Raw genomic sequence first — 15,827 nt, 5'->3', positions numbered from 1 at the left:
CCGTCACGCTAGCGCGGCGGCGAACTCCAGAACTTCGCTCGCGACGCGGCGGCGCGACTCGGCGTCGCTCAGCTCCACGTCCGTCTCGAGCGTGGCGACGAGGTCCGTCCGCTCGTCGGCCACGAGGCCGGCGATGAGGTCGCCGTAGTGGTCGGCGATGCCGTCCGAGTCCAGCGTCTGGCCGGCCCAGGTGAGGCAGTCGGCGGTCGGGCCCTTGAGCACGGCGCCGCGCACGAGCGGGGAGACCGCGACGACCGGCGCGGACGCCTCGCGGATCGCGTCGCCGAGCACGGCGAGGATCGGGTCGATCGAGAGCACGGGGTTGGAGGGCCCGACGATGATCGCGCTCGCCTCGCGGATCGCCTCCAGCGCCTCGGCCGTCGGCTCCGGCGTCTGCTCGACCCGGTACTCGACGTCCTCGAGCGGGCCCTTGACGCGGATCATGAACTCCTGGAACGCGTGCCAGGAGCCGCTGCTGCGGATGAACGTGCGCAGCGGCGCGTCCGTCGGCACGAGCACGCGGGCGGGCACGTCGAACGCGCGCCGCAGCTCGTCGATCGCGTGCGTGAGCCGGCCACCGGCCGCGAGTCGCTGCGCGCGGTGCAGGCCGATCGCGAGGTCGCGGTCGCCGAGGTTGAACCAGATCTCCTCGCCGAGGGCGCGCAGCTGGTCCATCGCGTGGAACGTGTCTTCGGCGAGGCCCCAGCCACGCTCGTCGATCTGGTCCGCAAGCCAGAACGTGATGAGATCGGGGTCGGGGCTGACGTGCGCGCCGTAGATCTCGACGTCGTCGCCGGTGTTGGCGATGACGACCAGTTCGGGCCCGAGCTCGTCCAGCAGGCCACGGGCCAGCTTCGCGCCTCCGGTACCCCCAGCCAGGAGGACGACAGGTGCCACTGGCGGAGCACCTTATAGCCTGAGGCGGCGCATGCGGCTCGCCGCCCTCACCACGCTGCGCCTGGGCGGCTCCGCCGAGCGGGTCGTCACCGTCGAAACCGAGCCGGAGCTCGTCGCCGCCGTGCGCGAGGACCCGACGCTCGTGCTCGCCGGCGGCTCGAACGTCGTCGTCGCCGACGCCGACCTTCCGGGCACGGTCGTGCTCGTGCGCACGAGCGGCGTGCAGGATGAGAACGGGCTGATGATCGTGCAGGCCGGTGAGCCGTGGGACGCCTTCGTCGCGCAGGCCGTCGCCGCGGGGCGCCAGGGCGTCGAGTGCCTCTCCGGCATCCCGGGCTCGACCGGCGCGACGCCGATCCAGAACGTCGGCGCCTACGGGCAGGACGTGTCCGGGACCATCGCCTGGGTGCGCGTGTACGACCGCGAGCGCGACGCGGTGCGGACCATGAGCGCGGCCGAGTGCGAGTTCGACTACCGGCGCAGCGTCTTCAAGTACCGGACGCGCTGGACCGTGCTCGCGGTCGCGTTCCGGCTGCCCGAGAGCGAAGAGTCGGGCCCGCTGACCTACGCGGAGCTGTGCCGGACGCTGGGCGTGCCGGTCGGCGGGCGGGCGCCGCTGGCCGACGTGCGCGAGGCGGTGCTGGGGCTCCGGCGCGGCAAGGGCATGGTCGTCGACGAGGGCGACCCGGACTCGGTCAGCGCCGGCTCGTTCTTCACCAACCCGATCCTCAGCCACGAGGAGTGGGCGCGGATCCCGGGCGATCCGCCGGGCTGGCCGGAGCCCGACGGCCGGATCAAGACGTCCGCGGCGTGGCTGATCGACCGGGCCGGGTTCCCGAAGGGGTACGGAGACGGACGTGCGGGCATCTCCAGCAAGCACACGTTGGCCTTGATCAACCGTGGCGAGGCGACCACGGCAGAGCTGATGGACTTGGCGCGGGAGATCGCCAACGGCGTGCAGAAGCGGTTCGGCGTCGCATTGCACCCGGAACCGGTGCTTGTCGGTCACTCCTGGGAGTGATTGACCTCAGCGGCTGAGTGTGTTCGAGTGCGGGGCGATGCGCATCGCCCCGTCTTTCCTCGCCGCCGCGTTGTCCCTCGCGGCTTTCGCTGCTCCGGCCGTGGCCGCACCGCCGCCGAACGACCCGTATCTCGCCTCCAGCCCGATCGACCGGGCCGAGTTCACCACCACGGTGGACACCACCGAGGCCACGACGCAGCCCGATCTGTTCAACCCGAGCCGTGACGGCCTGCCGCTCGGCGGGGGCACGACCGAGAACACGGCGTGCAAGGGCACGATCTTCGGCAAGACCGTCTGGTACGACCTGCCGCCGAAGTTCTCCGGCGGTGTCGAGCTGAGCGCGACCGCCGCCTTCCCGGTGGCCGTCGCCGTCTACGAGTGGAACGACGCCTCGCAGATCACGCGCATGGTCGACTGCACGACCGCCGCGGAGCCGCTCCGGCTCGTGCTCGCCGGCAAGCGCAACTACACGATCCAGGTCGGCGGCGTCGGTGCCGTCGGCGGGGCGATCGCGTTCAAGGCCGACGTGTTCTTCGACAAGGACGACGACGGGGTCCTGGACGAGCTCGACAAGTGCCCGGACGTGCCCGGCGTGGAGCGCTTCGGTGGCTGTGCGCCCGAGCTGAAGGTCGCGCCGAGCCTGAGCTGGACGCCGGCGGGCGGCGGCATCGAGATCTCGCGCCTGGCGATCGAGCGCGTGCCCAAGGGCGCCCGCGTCGTCGTCAAGTGCAAGGGCTGCGGCTCCCAAGTCGTGACGGCCAAGAAGACCGGCCGGCTCGTGCTGACCAAGCTCGCGGGCAAGACCGTGCGGGCGGGGTCGAACATCGAGCTGCGCGTGACGTTGGGCCGCACCGGCCGGGGCGACTACCAGTTCGGCGCGACCGGCAGCTACTTCAAGTGGCCGGTCAAGTCGAGCGGGCTCGGGGCGCGGCAGACGCGCTGCATCCAGGTCGGGACGGCGAGCAAGCTCGAGTCCTGCAAGTGAGGCTCGTAGTCCTCGCCGTCCTCGCCGCGCTGGCCTTCGCCGCGCCGGCGCAGGCGGCGCTGGCTCCGCCGCCGACGGTGCTCGACTTCGAGGCGTTGGACCCCGAGGCCGAGGCCGTCGACGGCGCGTTCTACCCGGGCGTGACCATGACGACGTCGCTGGACTGCACGTCGGGGGCGGCGTCGTTCGCCGCGCCCGAGCCGCTGGCGTGCGCGGGCATCGGGTCGGGGCACGCGAGCGAGCAGGGCCTGACGGTGTTCTTCGCCGACCTCGACGTCGCGTTCAGCCGCCCGCAGACGAGCGTCGCGTTCTGGCTCTCGATGGACACGTCGTCGGAGTCGAGCCTCGAGGTCACGGCGCGGTCGGGGGACGTCGTCGTCGACGAGGAGACGTTCTTCGGGACGGGAGCGTTCGGCCGTGCGGTCGTGCTGACCGGCGCGGACATCCGCTCGGTGACCATCTCGTGCGGGTGCGTCTTCCGGGTCGACGACATCGCCTACAGCGACGTCGAGCAGCCGGACACGGAGATCCTGTCGTTCGACGGCTCGCGGTTCGTGTTCGTCGGCAACCAACCCGACACGGGGTTCGTGTGCACGCTGGACGGCGCGTCGTCGCCGTGCCGGGCGCCGTTCGTCGCGGGCGGGTTGCCGGTCGGCGATCACACGTTCACGGTCGCCATGCGTGATCCGTACGGACGCGTCGACGCGACGCCCGCGACGTACGACTGGACCGTGGCGGCGCCGCCGTTGCCCCAACCCGCGCCGGTGGCTCCCGACGGTGACGGCGACGGCGTGCCGGATGCGCGGGACAACTGCGTCTCCGCGGCGAACGCCGGTCAGGCGGACGGGGACTCGGACGGCGTCGGCGACGCCTGCGAGGTGGGCCAGCCCGGGACGCTCGACCCGGTCGCGGGCGAGCGCGTGAACCTCGACGTGGTCTCCGGCGAGGTGTACGTGAAGCTGCCGTCGTCCTCGCGGTCCTTCAAGCAGGCCGGCGACGGCTTCGTGCCGCTCAAGGGCCAGGCGTCGGTGCCGGTCGGCTCGACCGTCGACACCCGCAAGGGCACGGTCGCGATGGCGTCCGAGCTCAACGGCCGCGGGGCCGAGCGCAGCGCGAAGCTCTCGGCCGGCATCTTCCAGATCCGCCAGCAGCGCGCCAAGCGCGGCACGAGCGCGTCGGTCTCCACCGACCTCGTCCTGCAGTCGGCGCCGGGCGCCGAGGCGGCCTGTGCCCGTTCCAGTCGCTCCGGCCCGATCAAGGGCCGCTCCCGCAACACCGTGCGCAGCCTCACCGCGACGACCGAGAAGGGCTTCTTCCGCGTGATCGGCGGCGCCGCGATCACCACCGCCCCGGACGCCACCTGGGCCACCCGTGACCGCTGCGACGGCACCCGGACCGACGTCGGCAAGGGCCGCGTCGCGGTGTACGACCGTGAGACCAAGCGGACCGTGCGCGTGCCGGCGGGGCGGTCCTACCTGGTGAAGGCACAGCTGTTCGCGGCGCGGTCGGCGCGATGAGCCGCGTCGTCGTGCTGGTCGTGGCGCTGCTCGGCGTGTTCGCCGCGCCCGCGGCTGCGCAGTCGCCGTACGTCATCAAGTTCAAGGGCGGCCAGAGCGGCTTCTTCGAGGAGGGCGGGGCGTCCGTCTCCAGCGAGTGCGGCGGCACCGGCGTGGCCGCCGGCGGCTGGGACGGCGGCGCGTTCATGCCGGTGAAGTGCGGCTATCCATACATCCAGTTCCAGGCGCCGCAGGCCATCGTCGAGTTCTTCGTCCGCCTGCCCGCGGGCAACGCCGTGACCTTCGGCGCCTGCCCGATGGAGAGCGCGTGCGCGATCCCGGAGCAGACGATCAAGGGGCCGACCACCGGTTGGGTGCCCGTCGTGCTCGCGGACTTCGACGGCAAGCCGACGATCTCGACGGTCTACGGCAACCCCGCCACCGGCAGCGAGGTCTACGAGCTCGACATCGACGACATCGCGTTTTCGACCGTGCGCCAGCCGGACACCTCGATCGCGTCCGTCTCCGGCTCGACCGTCACGTTCGCGTCGACCGTCGAGAACGCGTCCTACATGTGCGCGATCGACAAGGGCGAGTTCGCGCCCTGCAAGAACCCGTCCTCGTTCGCCGGGCTCGCGCCGGGTGCGCACTCGCTGGCCGTGTTCGCGGTCGACGTGTACGGCGCCGCGGACAACCGCTCCCCGGCGCGAGCGGACTTCGTCGTCGATGCTCCGCCGCCCCCGCCGGTGATCGACCGCGACGGCGACGGCGTGCCCGACGCCACCGACAACTGCCCGGACGTCGCCAACAGCGACCAGGCCGACGGTGACGCCGACGGCGTCGGCAACGTCTGCGACGTGCTGCCACCCGGCAACGTGCCGCCCAAGCCGGGGGAGACCAGCGTCGTCCAGGTCGTGGCCGGTGAAGTGTTCGTCAAGCTCCCGACCCGCACCGCGCTCGGCTTCAGCGGCCTCCGAGCGCCCTTCCAGACGGGCACGTTCATCCCGCTCAAGGGCTCCGCCGAGATCCCGCTCGGCTCCGAGGTCGACACCCGCAAGGGCACGGTCAAGATCGAGTCGGCGGCGAACAGCTTCGCGGCCAACGACCGCCGCGCCAAGCAGCAGTCGGCGCAGATGAAGGCCGCGATCTTCCGCATCAAGCAGCAGCGCGCGAAGGCCAAGGCCGCCGCGATCGCGACCGACGTCGCGCTGCTCACGCCCCCGGGCGCGGAGTCGCGGTGCGTGGGGAACCCGGCGAAGGGAACGGTCGTGCGGTCGATCTCGATGGTCGTCAAGGGCTACTACCGAGCGTTGGGCGCGGCGAGTGTGGGGACGGCTCGGTCCGCCACGTTCAACACGACGGATCGGTGTGACGGGACGCTGACCGAGGTGGGGCGAGGGACGGTGTCGCTGGCCGTGAAGGGTCGCAAGCAGCCGGTGAAGGTGAAGGCCGGGAGGGCGTACTTGGTCAAGGCGAAGTTGTTCGCCGCGCGGAAGGGGAAGCGCTCTCCGACGGCCGTTCGCTGAGCGCCGGCGAACGGCGGGCACCGAGGAGGGTGGGCGCGAACGTGGTCGATCGCGCATCGGCCGGAAACGAGCGCAAACCACCGTTCGAGTTGGCGCGTTGGTGGGGGTGTGTCCGGAAACTCCCGCTCAGCGGACGTTTCCGGACACACCCCCTGTCCCTCGCTCGCGAGTTCGACCATCGCGCGCCCCCTTCCCGGCCGCGAGGCCCGTCTCACCCCTATCGGTGCATGCCTTAAACGCCCCGCACCCAGACCAGGCCCACTTACTCGCCGCGCCAAACGGGCGCCCGCTTCTCCAACGCCGCCGCAACCCCTTCGCGCACGTCCGACGTGCGCACGCACAACTCCTGCGCCGCCACCTCGAGCTCCAACGTCGTCGACAAGGCGGGCCGGGCGCTCGCATCGATCAACCGCTTCGCCAACCCGACCGCCACGGGCGCGCACCCGAGCAGTTCGTCGACCAAACCGCTTGCCACCTGCATCCCACCCACCCGGTTGACGAGCCCGTACCGCTCCGCGTCGACCGCCCCGATCACGCGCGACGTCAGGATCAGCTCCTTCGCCCGCCCGACACCCACCACCTGAGGCAGCCGCGAGGACCCGCCGACGTCGGGCACGAGCCCTAGACGCGTCTCCGGGAGCCCGACGACCGCGTCCTCGGCCATCACGCGCAGGTCGCAGGCCAACGCCAGCTCCAGCGCGCCGCCGAGACACACCCCGTGGATGACGCACACCGTCGGCTTGGTCATCTCCTCGCACAGGTTCCAGACCGACAGGCAATCCCGCCGGAACTCACGCAACCGGGACGGCTCGGCGCCGACGCGGCCGAGGGTGGCGACGTCCATGCCGGCCGAGAAGACCGGGCCGTTGCCGCGGAGCACGACCACCCGGACTCCCGGGTCGTCGGCGGCGGCGCGGAGCGCGACGCCCAGCGCGAGGATCAGCTCCTCGTTGAAGGCGTTGCGCTTGTCGGGGCGGTTGAGGATGACGTGGCGGACCGCGTCGCGATCCTCGGTGAGCACGAGGTCGGGCATATAGGCTGATTCTGATGAGCCTGCGCGACTTGTTGCGGCCCCCGCCGCATCGCGGGCCCCTGATCGCCGCGGGTGGGGTGTCGCTGGCGGTCGGGATCACGCTCACCGTGCTGCGCCTGCAGGAGACGCTGCCGATCGGCGTCGACGCGGCGCTGCTGCTCGTTCCCGGCGCGTTGCTGTTCTGGCTCGGCGCGCAGGCGCCCAACGAGCAGGGGGAGCCGCCCGCGTACCAGTCGGTGCTGCTGTGCACGGGCCTGCCGCTGCTCTATGGCGGGCTGCTGGTCGCGCTCGGCGGCGCGCTGGACGAGATCCCGCCGACCTGGGTGCTGGTGACGGTCTCGATCGTCGCGGGCGGCCTCGCGTTGTGGCCCGCGTTCGCGCGCAACAGCGCCATCTCGCTGCTCGTGGCGGCGATCCTCGGTGGGGTCGCGATCGAGGCCGTGGCGGGGGCGACGTTCGCGCGCTGGCTGCTGCTCGCCTACGCCGGAGCGCTCGTGCTGGCGGCGCTCGCGCTCCGGCTGACGGCACGCCGGCACGCCGAGGTGCTGATCGACGCCGCCGGCCTCGCGATCGCGTGGCTCGCGATCGCGTCCGGGGACGGCTTGCCCGGGTTCTTCGAGGTCGTCGTGCTCGGCGCGGGCCTCGGCCTCGTCGCCTTCGGGGCGCTGGACCGCTCACCCGGCCCCGCCTACCTCGGCGCGGCCAACCTGATCCTGTTCATCGTCGCCGCAGCGCGCGGCGAGACGCTCTTCATCTGGCCGCTGATCCTGCTCGCGGGCGGTGTGCTGATGCTCGCCGCCGGCCTGCGCCCGCGCCGCCCGCTCCCGCCCGAGCCCGATCCGTACCGCGCGGGTGAGGCGCCGCTCGCGGCCCGCGCGGAGCCGCCCAGACGCAGCGGCTAACGCGCGACGAAGCGCGTCTTGCCCGCGCGCACGGTGACCGTCTTGCCGGTCTTGGCGTTCCACACCTTCACGCTGCCCGCGTAGACCTTCGTCAGCGTCCCGGCGCAGGTGTCGATCGTGATCCAGCGCGCGCTGCCACCGGTGACCGTCGAGGAGGAGGCGCGCCCGACCACGGTCACGTTCGCCGCCGTCGCGACCTTCAGCAGCCGCCGCGCGCAGCCCTTCGCGCCCTGGGTGCGCAGCGTGATCGCGTTCCCGTGCTCGAGCGTGAACTGCCCGCGTGAGACCGTGATCCGCTCACGGCCCGCGAGGATCCCGAGGAAGCCCTTCGTCGTGTCGACGATGGTCGTCTTGGTGAGCACGGTGCCGTCGCGGAACACGCCGCCGCCCTTGATCGTCACGCGCCCGCCCGTCTTCGCGCCGATCACCGCGTCCGTGGCCGGCTTGGCGACCGGCGGAGCGGGCGTCGGCGCGGGCGGCTCCGGCGTGGGCGTCGGGGCGACCGGTGGCTCCGGCGTCGGAGTGGGTGCCGGCGGCACCGGGGCCGTGTTGGTGAACACGCAGCGCACCTGGTCACCCAGGGCGATCGGCACGTTGACCGGGCCGGCACCCGTGCCCGAGGCGACGACGGCACCCGCACCGTCGTGGTCACGGCACGCGTAGCTCACGCCGTACGCGGACGCGCCGGTCTCGCTGATCACGTAGGTGTCCGGCTCGAGGGCATGCACACCCGTCGCGACCGCGCCGCCGTCGACCGTGAAGCCGAACGTCCCCGCGTCACCCGCGGTGGTCAGCCGCAGCCGGCCCGAGGGCAGCTCGACGCGCCCGTAGCCGTGGACGGAGAGCGCGTTCGCCGTGGTGAACGCGCCGCCGATGGCGACCGACGCGCCGACGCGCGCGATCGTCTGCACGGCGTCGGTGACGTTCGTGTCCCAGCTCGGGTCGAGCGCACCCGACGGCAGCAGGCGCGCGAGGTTCGCGCGGGTGGAGCCGCCGATCGACGTGTACACGCCACCCGCGAGCAGGCGACCCGCGCGGTCGCTGGAGAGCGCGGTGATCTCCGCGTCCGGGGCCGGCGCCCAGCTGCCGTCGACCACGCCGGTCGTGGCCGAGAGCTTCGCCAGGTTCACCACCGGAGTCGTGAACGAGCCGCCCACGTAGACGGCGGCGCCGACGACGTGGATCGCGTGGACCGTCTCGCCGTCGTTGGGGTTCGAGCTGCCGAGCGCGGGCGTCCACGACGCGTCGAGGGTGCCGTCGACCGCGGAGACGCGCACGAGGTGCACGGCCACGTTCGGGTCGCTGACCTGGAACTGGCCTCCGTAGTACACGTGGCCCCCGGCCACCGTGATCGCGCGGATCGGGTAGGTGCTGCCGCCGAGCGGCCCCGTCGGCGGGTTCCAGCCCGTGTCCACCGCACCGGAGCCGTCGACGTCGGCACGGGCGAGCTGACTGCGTGACGCACCGCCGACGGTCGTGAAGTTGCCCCCGAAGTAGACCTTGCCGCCCGCGGCCGTGACCGTGAGGACCACGCCGTTCGCGATCAGCGGGTTCCACGGCCGCACGCTGGCCGTGGCGGCGTCGAGCTTCGCGATCCGCTGCTGCGCCTGGCCGTCGAGCGTGAGGAACGTGCCGCCGATGAAGACGGCGTCTCCGGCCACGTCGACCGTGTTGATCGGTCCGTCCGCCGTCGGCGGGACCCAACCGGTGTCGAGCGTGCCGTCGGCCTTCAGGCGCGCGAGGCCTTCGCGCACCGCCAAGCCCGCGCCGGCCATCTCGAAGGTGCCGCCCGCGTACACCTTCGAGCCGTCCACGGCCACGGCGTACACGAGGTCCGACGTGTTGGGGTTCCAGCTGTCGAGGGCGCCGGTGGTGGTGTCCACCCGCGCGAGCCGATTCCGCGCCGTCCCTCCGACCGCCGGGAAGCGGCCGCCGATGTACAGCGAGCCGCCGTCGAGCGCGAGGGAGTAGACCCACTCGCTGACGTTCGCGTTCCAGCCCGGGTCGGCCACGCCGGTGATCGGATCGAGCTTGACGACGCGGTTGCGGGGCGCGCCGCCGACGTTGGTGAACTGGCCGCCGGCATACACCGCGCCGGAGTCGACCGCGAGCGCGCGCACGGTGTTGTCGGCGTTCGGGTTCCAGCTCGTGGCCGTGCCGCTCGGGTCGAGCGCGGCGATCCGGTTGCGCGTCTGGCCGCCGATGCTGGTGAACGCGCCGCCGGCGTACACGGTCGCGCCACTCACGCTGATGGCGAAGACGGAGCTGTTGGCGTTCGGGTTCCAGCTCGTGGCCAGGCCGGTGGTGGTGTCAAGTGCGGCGATCCGGTTGCGCGTCTGGCCGCCGACGGAGGTGAACGAGCCGCCGACATAGACGGTCGAGCCCGAGACCGTCAGCGTCTCGACGACGCCGTTGGCGCTCGGGTTCCAGCTCGTGGCCAGGCCGGTAGAGGTGTCGAGGGCGGCGATCCGGTTGCGCGTCTGGCCGCCGACGAGCGTGAACGCGCCGCCGACGTAGAGCCCGGTGCCGCTGAGCGCCAGCGACATCACATAGTTGTTCGGACTCGGATCGAACGCGGGGTCGACCGTGCCGTCGGCGAGGATGTGCGCGAGGTTGCGCCGCGGGACGCCGCCGACGTGCGTGAAGAGCCCGCCCACGTACCAGCCACCGCTGCCGTCCGCGACGACCGCGCGGATGTAGCTGCCGGTGACGTCCGCCGAGCGCAGGTCCGGCTGGTCGTCCGTCGTCGTCAGCGCGAGGCCGTGACCGACACGCGGCCCGACCATCGAGAAGCCGCCCGCGAGGTAGCGGCGGCCTTCGGCGTCGACGGCGATGTCAGTGACGGACCCATCGGTGATGGATTCGGTTTCAGCGATGGGTGCGGCGGCCTGCGCGGCGGGCGCGAGGCCCAGCAGCGCGAGCACGACGACGCACACGGTGGTGATGGTCGAGCGGCTCATGTCCGGGTGAATCGGACGCGGGTCCCCCACTTTGAGTGGGATCCATCACTTCCACCGATCGGACTAACGCGTTAGGCCGATCGGGCTAACGCGGCGGCGTGGCCCAATCGGCCCGAATCACGTGCGTTGCGGCGACTTCGCCGGCGCAGGTCACGCCGAGCAGCGCGAGTGTGCGCTCCGTCTCGACGCGCAGCCGCCGCAACGTCTCGACCAGCGCGTCCTCGCCGCCCGCCGCCAGCGAGAGGCACAGCGCACGGCCGATCAGCACGGCCCGCGCACCGAGCGCCAGCGCCTTGACGACGTCATTCCCCCGCACGAACCCGCCGTCCACCGCGACTTCCAGCGCGCCCGCCGCCTCGACCACCTCGGCCAGCACCTCGATCGCTCCGGGCTGCGGATCGAGCTGGCGTCCGCCGTGGTTGGAGACGACGATCGCCGCGGCGCCGGCCTCGATCGCCCGCGCGGCATCCCCCGGATGGGTGATGCCCTTGAGCACGAGCGGGAGCGCGGTCTCGTCGGCGAGCCACGCGACCTCGTCCCACGTCACCGCCGCCTGCAGCTCGCGCCGTGCGCCGACGAGGTTCGGCTGCGCCTGCGCGGCACCTCGGTCGAAGCGCAGGCGCAGCTCGCGCTCGCGCAGCCCGTCGACCGGGCTGTCCACGGTCAGGCACAGCGCCCGGTAGCCGGCCGCCTCCGCGCGCCGCACGAGCTCCAGCGTCCAGCCCCGGTCGCCGCGGATGTAGTGCTGGTAGACCAGCGCCGCGTCCGGGGCGGCCGCCGCGACCTCCTCGAGGCTCGGCGTGGAGAGGATGCTGATGAACGCGGCGCTCCCGGCGCGCGCGGCGGCGCGGGCACAGCTCGCCGCACCGCCGGAGTCGAAGAGCCCGATCGTCCCGATCGGCGCGAGCAGCACCGGCGACGCGAGCGGGATGCCCAGGAACGTCGTGTCCGTGCGCACGCTCGACACGTTGCGCAAGACGCGCCCCCTCAGCAGGAGCGCGTCCAGCGCCGCGCGGTTGCGGCGCAGCACGACCTCGGTCCCCGCGCCGCCGTTGACGTACTCCCAGACCTCGTCCGGGAGCGCGGCACGGGCGGCGTCGGTGACCTCGTCGGCGGTGGCGAACGTCGGCATGCGGGCGGCGATCTTCACAGACATCGGCGGATAAGGTGCGACGGGCATGGAGCACGCCGAACTCGCTTTCGCCGGACTGACCCGCCACGTCGAGCTGATCGCCGCGGGGGAGGTCAGCTCCCGGGAGCTGACGGAGCTCTTCCTGAGCCGGATCGCGCGCCTGGACCCGGTGCTGAACGCCTACCGCGTCGTGCTGGCCGAGCAGGCGCTGGCCGAGGCCGATGCCGCCGACGCGCGGCGCGGGCCGGACGCGCCGCCGCTCAACGGCGTCGTGCTGGCGATCAAGGACGACATGCACGTCGCGGGCCAGGTCACGGCCTACGGCTGCGACGGTGACCCTCAGCCTGAGCTTGAGGATTCCGAGGTGGTCGCTCGCCTGCGCGCCGCGGGCGCCGTGATCATCGGCAAGACGCACGTGCCGGAGCTGATGGCGACGCCGTTCACCGAGTCGCCGACGTTCGGCGTCACGCGCAACCCGTGGGACCCGCACCGCACGAGCGGTGGCTCCAGCGGCGGCTCCGCGACCGCCGTCGCAGCCGGGCTGGCCAGCGCCGCGCTCGGCTCGGACGGTGCCGGCTCGATCCGCATCCCGGCCGCGTGCACGGGGCTGTTCGGTTTGAAGCCGCAGCGGGGCCGCGTGCCCAGCGCGCCCGACGTCGACGCGCACCAGGGCATGGCGGTGTTCGGGCCGCTCACGCGCACGGTCGCCGACGCGGCTCGCCTCATGGACGTGATCGCCGACGGCGGCCCGTCCTTCGCGGACGCGGCGAGCGCGGATCCCGGGCGCCTGCGGATCGCGATCTCGACCGGGCTCCCGCCGATCGGCGTCAAGCCCGACGCCGAGCAGCTCGGCGCCGTGGAGGCGACCGCGGTCGCGCTGCGCGAGCTCGGCCACGAGGTCAGCGTGCGCGAGCTCGACTGGGGCATGACGATGGGCAACCGGATCCTCGCCCGCTTCGTGCGCGGGATCGGCGACATGGCGACGGAGATCGGCCACCGCGACCGGCTGTCGCCGCGAGCGCGCGGGCTGGCGCGGATCGGCACCGCGATCCCCGTGGCCGTCGCGCGGTCGGCGGCCGGCCAGGCCGCCGCGGACGCCGAGCAGCTCAACCGCGTCTTCGAACACGCGGACGTCGTGCTCACGCCGATGTTCACGCGCCGCCCGCCACGCGTGCGCGAGTACGATCGGCGCGGCGGCCTGCGTACGCTGATCGGCATGACGCGTCTCGCGCCCTACAACGCCGCCTTCAACCACACGGGCCAGCCCGCCGTGAGCGTGCCCGCCGGCCTCACCCCGGACGGGTTCCCGCTCGCCGCCCAGCTGGTCGGGCCGCCCGACGCCGAGGCGCTGCTGCTCTCGCTCGCCGCGCAGCTCGAGGGCGTGCGCGACTGGGCCGCCAATCGTCCGGAGGTCGCCGCATGACTCGCGCAGAGCGCTCGCATGCTCCGGTGGGAACTCGCCCAGGGGCTCCTTCCCACGCCGAGTTGAGCGGTGAAATCGCATGAGCGAGCTCCGCCTCCTGGCCGAAGGCATCGCGCGTGAAGCGGGCGCGCTGCTGCGCCAGTCGTTCCGCGACCCGGACCTGCGCGTCTCCGCGAAGTCCACGCCGACCGACCTCGTGAGCGAGGCCGACCACGCCGCCGAGCACCTCATCCGCACCCGGCTCTCCGAGGCGCGCCCGGACGACGGCGTGCTGGGGGAGGAGGGCGGCGACGTCGAGGGCACGAGCGGGATCCGCTGGGTCGTCGATCCGCTCGACGGCACCGTCAACTTCCTCTTCGGCGTGCCGCAGTGGGCCGTGTCGATCGCGGCCGAGGACGCCGACGGCACGGTCGTCGGCGTCGTCTACGACCCGGAGCGCGACGAGCTGTTCTCCGCCGTGCGCGGCGGTCCGGCCACGCTCGACGGGCGCGAGATCACCGGCTCGACCAAGCAGGACCTGCCGACGGCGCTGGTCGGCACCGGCTTCGGCTACGACAGCGAGGTGCGCCGGTCACAGGCTGTGGTCGTCGCCAAGCTGCTGCCTGAGGTGCGCGACATCCGCCGCTTCGGTGCCGCCGCGATCGACCTCGCGTGGACAGCCGCCGGGCGCCTGGACGCCTACTACGAGCACGGCCTGAACCCGTGGGACCTGGCCGCCGGCGGGCTCATCTGCGAGTGCGCGGGGCTCGAGGTGCGGCACGTGCCGCCGGTCGGTGTCAGCAATCCGGGCGTGATCGTCGGACCGCCAACGCTTGTTGACGCCCTGGCGGGCCACCTGGCCTGAACGCCGCGGGTGTTGGGTATGGCGACACCATGCTCATCGCCGGTGTAATCGCCCTCTGCGTCGTCATCCTGATCCTGGCTTTCCTGGCCCCGCGGCTGTCGCAGCACCCCCAACGCGGGTCTCAGAAGGTCTTCGGGATGGGGAGCCGCGGCGCGAGCAAGGCCCCTGGCCGTCTCGGCCGCTGGTTCAGCAAGCCCTTCAACTCCTCGAGCAAGGCCGTCGGCAAGTCCGGCGCCGCGGGCCGCAAGGGTCGCGGGAAGATGCCCTTCTAGAGACAGAACGGGCGCGCCTCGCGGCGCGCCCGTGTAGTGCCCAGGGCGGGACTCGAACCCGCACGCCCTTTCGGACAGAGGTTTTTGAGACCTCCACGTCTACCATTCCGCCACCTGGGCTTCAGCGGCGCGCCTATCTTAGGAGCGCCGCGCGCAGATCGCGGCAAACGTGACGAGTGCGGCGATCGTCACCGCCATCGGGACCGCGGTGTGCTCGCCCGCCAACCCGACCAGCGGAGCCGCCGCCGCGCCGAGCAGGAACTGGCTCGTGCCGAGCAGTGCTGAGGCCGCCCCCGCGTTGCGCGGATGATCGGCGAGCGCCAGCGCCGTCGCGTTCGGGCTCGTCAGCCCGATGCTGGACACGACGAGGAAGAGCGCGGCGAGCAACACGCCGACGGGTGCGTCGGCGAGCACCGCGGCCAGCAGCGTCGCCGCGCCAATCGCCCCCATCGCCACGCCGGCCGACAGCAGCTGCGCGGGCCGCACGCGACCGATCAGCCGGCGCGACGCGAACGACGCGCCGAGGATGCCGAGGCCGTTGACGGCGAACACGAGCGAGTACGCCTGCTCGCTCAGCCCGTGGATCGTCTGCAGCACGAACGGTGAGCCGGCGATGTAGGCGAACATCGCGGCCATCATCAGCCCGCTGCACAGCGCGAGCGCCACGAAGCGCCTGTCCCGCAGCAGCCCGCGCAGGTCGGCCCGTGCCCGCGGGCCGGGCGCGAGCGACTCCGGCAGCGCGATCGCCGCCGCGAGCAACAACAGCACGCCGACGACGGCCAGCACGACGAACACGCCCTGCCAGGTCGTGAACGCGAGCACCTGCGCGCCCCACACCGGCGCGAGGATCGGCGCGATCCCGCCGACGAGCATCAGCGACGAGAACAGCTTCGCCGCGGCGTCGCCGCTGTAGAGGTCCCGCACGACCGCGCGGCCGATCACGATCCCCGCCGCCCCACCGATCCCCTGCAGGAAGCGCAGCGTGATCAGCACGCCGATCGACGGCGCGAACACGCACGCCAGCGAGGCGGCCGCGAACAGCGCCGAGCCGATCAGGACGGGCGTGCGGCGGCCGACCCGGTCGCTGATCGGGCCCGCGGCGAGCTGCCCGAGCGCGAGCCCCGCCAGGCAGGCGGTCAGCGACAGCTGGGTCGCGGAGGCCGACGCGCTCAGGTCCCGCCCGAGCTCCGGCAGCCCCGGCAGGTACATGTCGAGCGACAGCGGCCCGACCGCGGACAGCCCGCCGAGCAGCAGCGCGAGGCTGAGCGTGGATCGCGTCTGCACGGACATCGCCCATCACTATCGGGACGCGCGCGGCAGGTTGGTATGGCGCGCC

Annotated in this window: 13 protein-coding genes and 1 tRNA gene; 8 read left to right on the top strand and 6 right to left on the bottom strand. The window is 72.8% G+C overall.

The genetic code is table 11. The features are described from left to right. Positions 1-3: 3 nt before the first annotated feature. The gene (locus tag OJ997_RS08895) at positions 4-897 is read right to left on the bottom strand and encodes a 2-phospho-L-lactate transferase CofD family protein (protein ID WP_270024717.1); all 894 of its coding nucleotides are present in this window, start codon (positions 895-897) and stop codon (positions 4-6) included. On the opposite strand from OJ997_RS08895, the gene OJ997_RS08890 reads away from it, so the two are divergent. The 4 genes from OJ997_RS08890 to OJ997_RS08875 all read left to right on the top strand — a co-directional run bounded on the left by OJ997_RS08890 (position 806) and on the right by OJ997_RS08875 (position 5,925). Continuing rightward, on the top strand, positions 806-1,918 hold the full coding sequence (locus OJ997_RS08890; RefSeq protein WP_270024716.1) for a UDP-N-acetylmuramate dehydrogenase: 1,113 nt from the start codon (positions 806-808) through the stop codon (positions 1,916-1,918). The genes OJ997_RS08895 and OJ997_RS08890 overlap by 92 nt on opposite strands. 100 nt (positions 1,919-2,018) lie before the next feature. Further along, positions 2,019-2,903 carry a hypothetical protein gene (locus OJ997_RS08885; protein WP_270024715.1) on the top strand — a complete coding sequence of 295 codons (885 nt, stop codon included), beginning with the start codon at positions 2,019-2,021 and terminating at the stop codon, positions 2,901-2,903. Further along, on the top strand, positions 2,900-4,420 hold the full coding sequence (locus tag OJ997_RS08880; RefSeq protein WP_270024714.1) for a thrombospondin type 3 repeat-containing protein: 1,521 nt from the start codon (positions 2,900-2,902) through the stop codon (positions 4,418-4,420). The genes OJ997_RS08885 and OJ997_RS08880 overlap by 4 nt, the downstream gene beginning before the upstream one ends. Further along, positions 4,417-5,925 (top strand): thrombospondin type 3 repeat-containing protein, encoded by a 1,509-nt coding sequence (locus OJ997_RS08875; RefSeq protein ID WP_270024713.1) that lies wholly within the window; start codon positions 4,417-4,419, stop codon positions 5,923-5,925. Before OJ997_RS08880 ends, OJ997_RS08875 begins: the two co-directional genes overlap by 4 nt. Before the next feature lie 262 nt (positions 5,926-6,187). Here the strand turns inward: OJ997_RS08875 and OJ997_RS08870 are convergent, their stop codons facing one another. Next, positions 6,188-6,958 carry an enoyl-CoA hydratase/isomerase family protein gene (locus tag OJ997_RS08870; protein ID WP_270024712.1) on the bottom strand — a complete coding sequence of 257 codons (771 nt, stop codon included), beginning with the start codon at positions 6,956-6,958 and terminating at the stop codon, positions 6,188-6,190. Between the two features lie 14 nt (positions 6,959-6,972). Between OJ997_RS08870 and OJ997_RS08865 the strand changes: the two genes are divergently transcribed. Further along, positions 6,973-7,860, top strand: a complete 888-nt coding sequence (locus OJ997_RS08865; protein ID WP_270024711.1) for a hypothetical protein — start codon at positions 6,973-6,975, stop codon at positions 7,858-7,860. Here the strand turns inward: OJ997_RS08865 and OJ997_RS08860 are convergent. Beyond that, complete coding sequence (locus tag OJ997_RS08860; RefSeq protein WP_270024710.1) at positions 7,857-10,820, bottom strand: hypothetical protein; 2,964 nt, start codon at positions 10,818-10,820, stop codon at positions 7,857-7,859. The genes OJ997_RS08865 and OJ997_RS08860 overlap by 4 nt on opposite strands. Before the next feature lie 85 nt (positions 10,821-10,905). Beyond that, positions 10,906-11,976: an alpha-hydroxy acid oxidase gene (locus tag OJ997_RS08855; protein WP_270024709.1), complete on the bottom strand. Its 1,071-nt coding sequence runs from the start codon at positions 11,974-11,976 to the stop codon at positions 10,906-10,908. A gap of 22 nt (positions 11,977-11,998) precedes the next feature. On the opposite strand from OJ997_RS08855, the gene OJ997_RS08850 reads away from it, so the two are divergent. The 3 genes from OJ997_RS08850 (at position 11,999) to OJ997_RS08840 (ending at position 14,491) form a co-directional block, all read left to right on the top strand. Then, positions 11,999-13,375, top strand: a complete 1,377-nt coding sequence (locus OJ997_RS08850; RefSeq protein ID WP_270024708.1) for an amidase — start codon at positions 11,999-12,001, stop codon at positions 13,373-13,375. Between the two features lie 79 nt (positions 13,376-13,454). Continuing rightward, positions 13,455-14,219 carry an inositol monophosphatase family protein gene (locus OJ997_RS08845; protein WP_270024707.1) on the top strand — a complete coding sequence of 255 codons (765 nt, stop codon included), beginning with the start codon at positions 13,455-13,457 and terminating at the stop codon, positions 14,217-14,219. Positions 14,220-14,248: 29 nt separating this feature from the next. After that, a complete protein-coding gene (locus OJ997_RS08840) occupies positions 14,249-14,491 on the top strand; it encodes a DUF6411 family protein (RefSeq protein ID WP_270024706.1) in 243 nt (80 codons plus the stop codon). A 37-nt stretch (positions 14,492-14,528) separates the two neighbouring features. On the opposite strand, the gene OJ997_RS08835 is transcribed toward OJ997_RS08840, so the two are convergent. Further along, a tRNA-Leu gene (locus tag OJ997_RS08835) sits at positions 14,529-14,611 on the bottom strand. An 18-nt stretch (positions 14,612-14,629) separates the two neighbouring features. Continuing rightward, complete coding sequence (locus OJ997_RS08830) at positions 14,630-15,781, bottom strand: multidrug effflux MFS transporter (protein WP_270024705.1); 1,152 nt, start codon at positions 15,779-15,781, stop codon at positions 14,630-14,632. Positions 15,782-15,827 lie beyond the last annotated feature (46 nt).

It is taken from the genome of Solirubrobacter phytolaccae, from assembly GCF_027587195.1.
In the GTDB taxonomy this organism is placed as follows: Bacteria; Actinomycetota; Thermoleophilia; order Solirubrobacterales; family Solirubrobacteraceae; genus Solirubrobacter; species Solirubrobacter phytolaccae.
The sequence above is the reverse complement of the archived record's forward strand: the minus strand, read 5'-3'. Positions and strand labels throughout refer to the sequence as shown.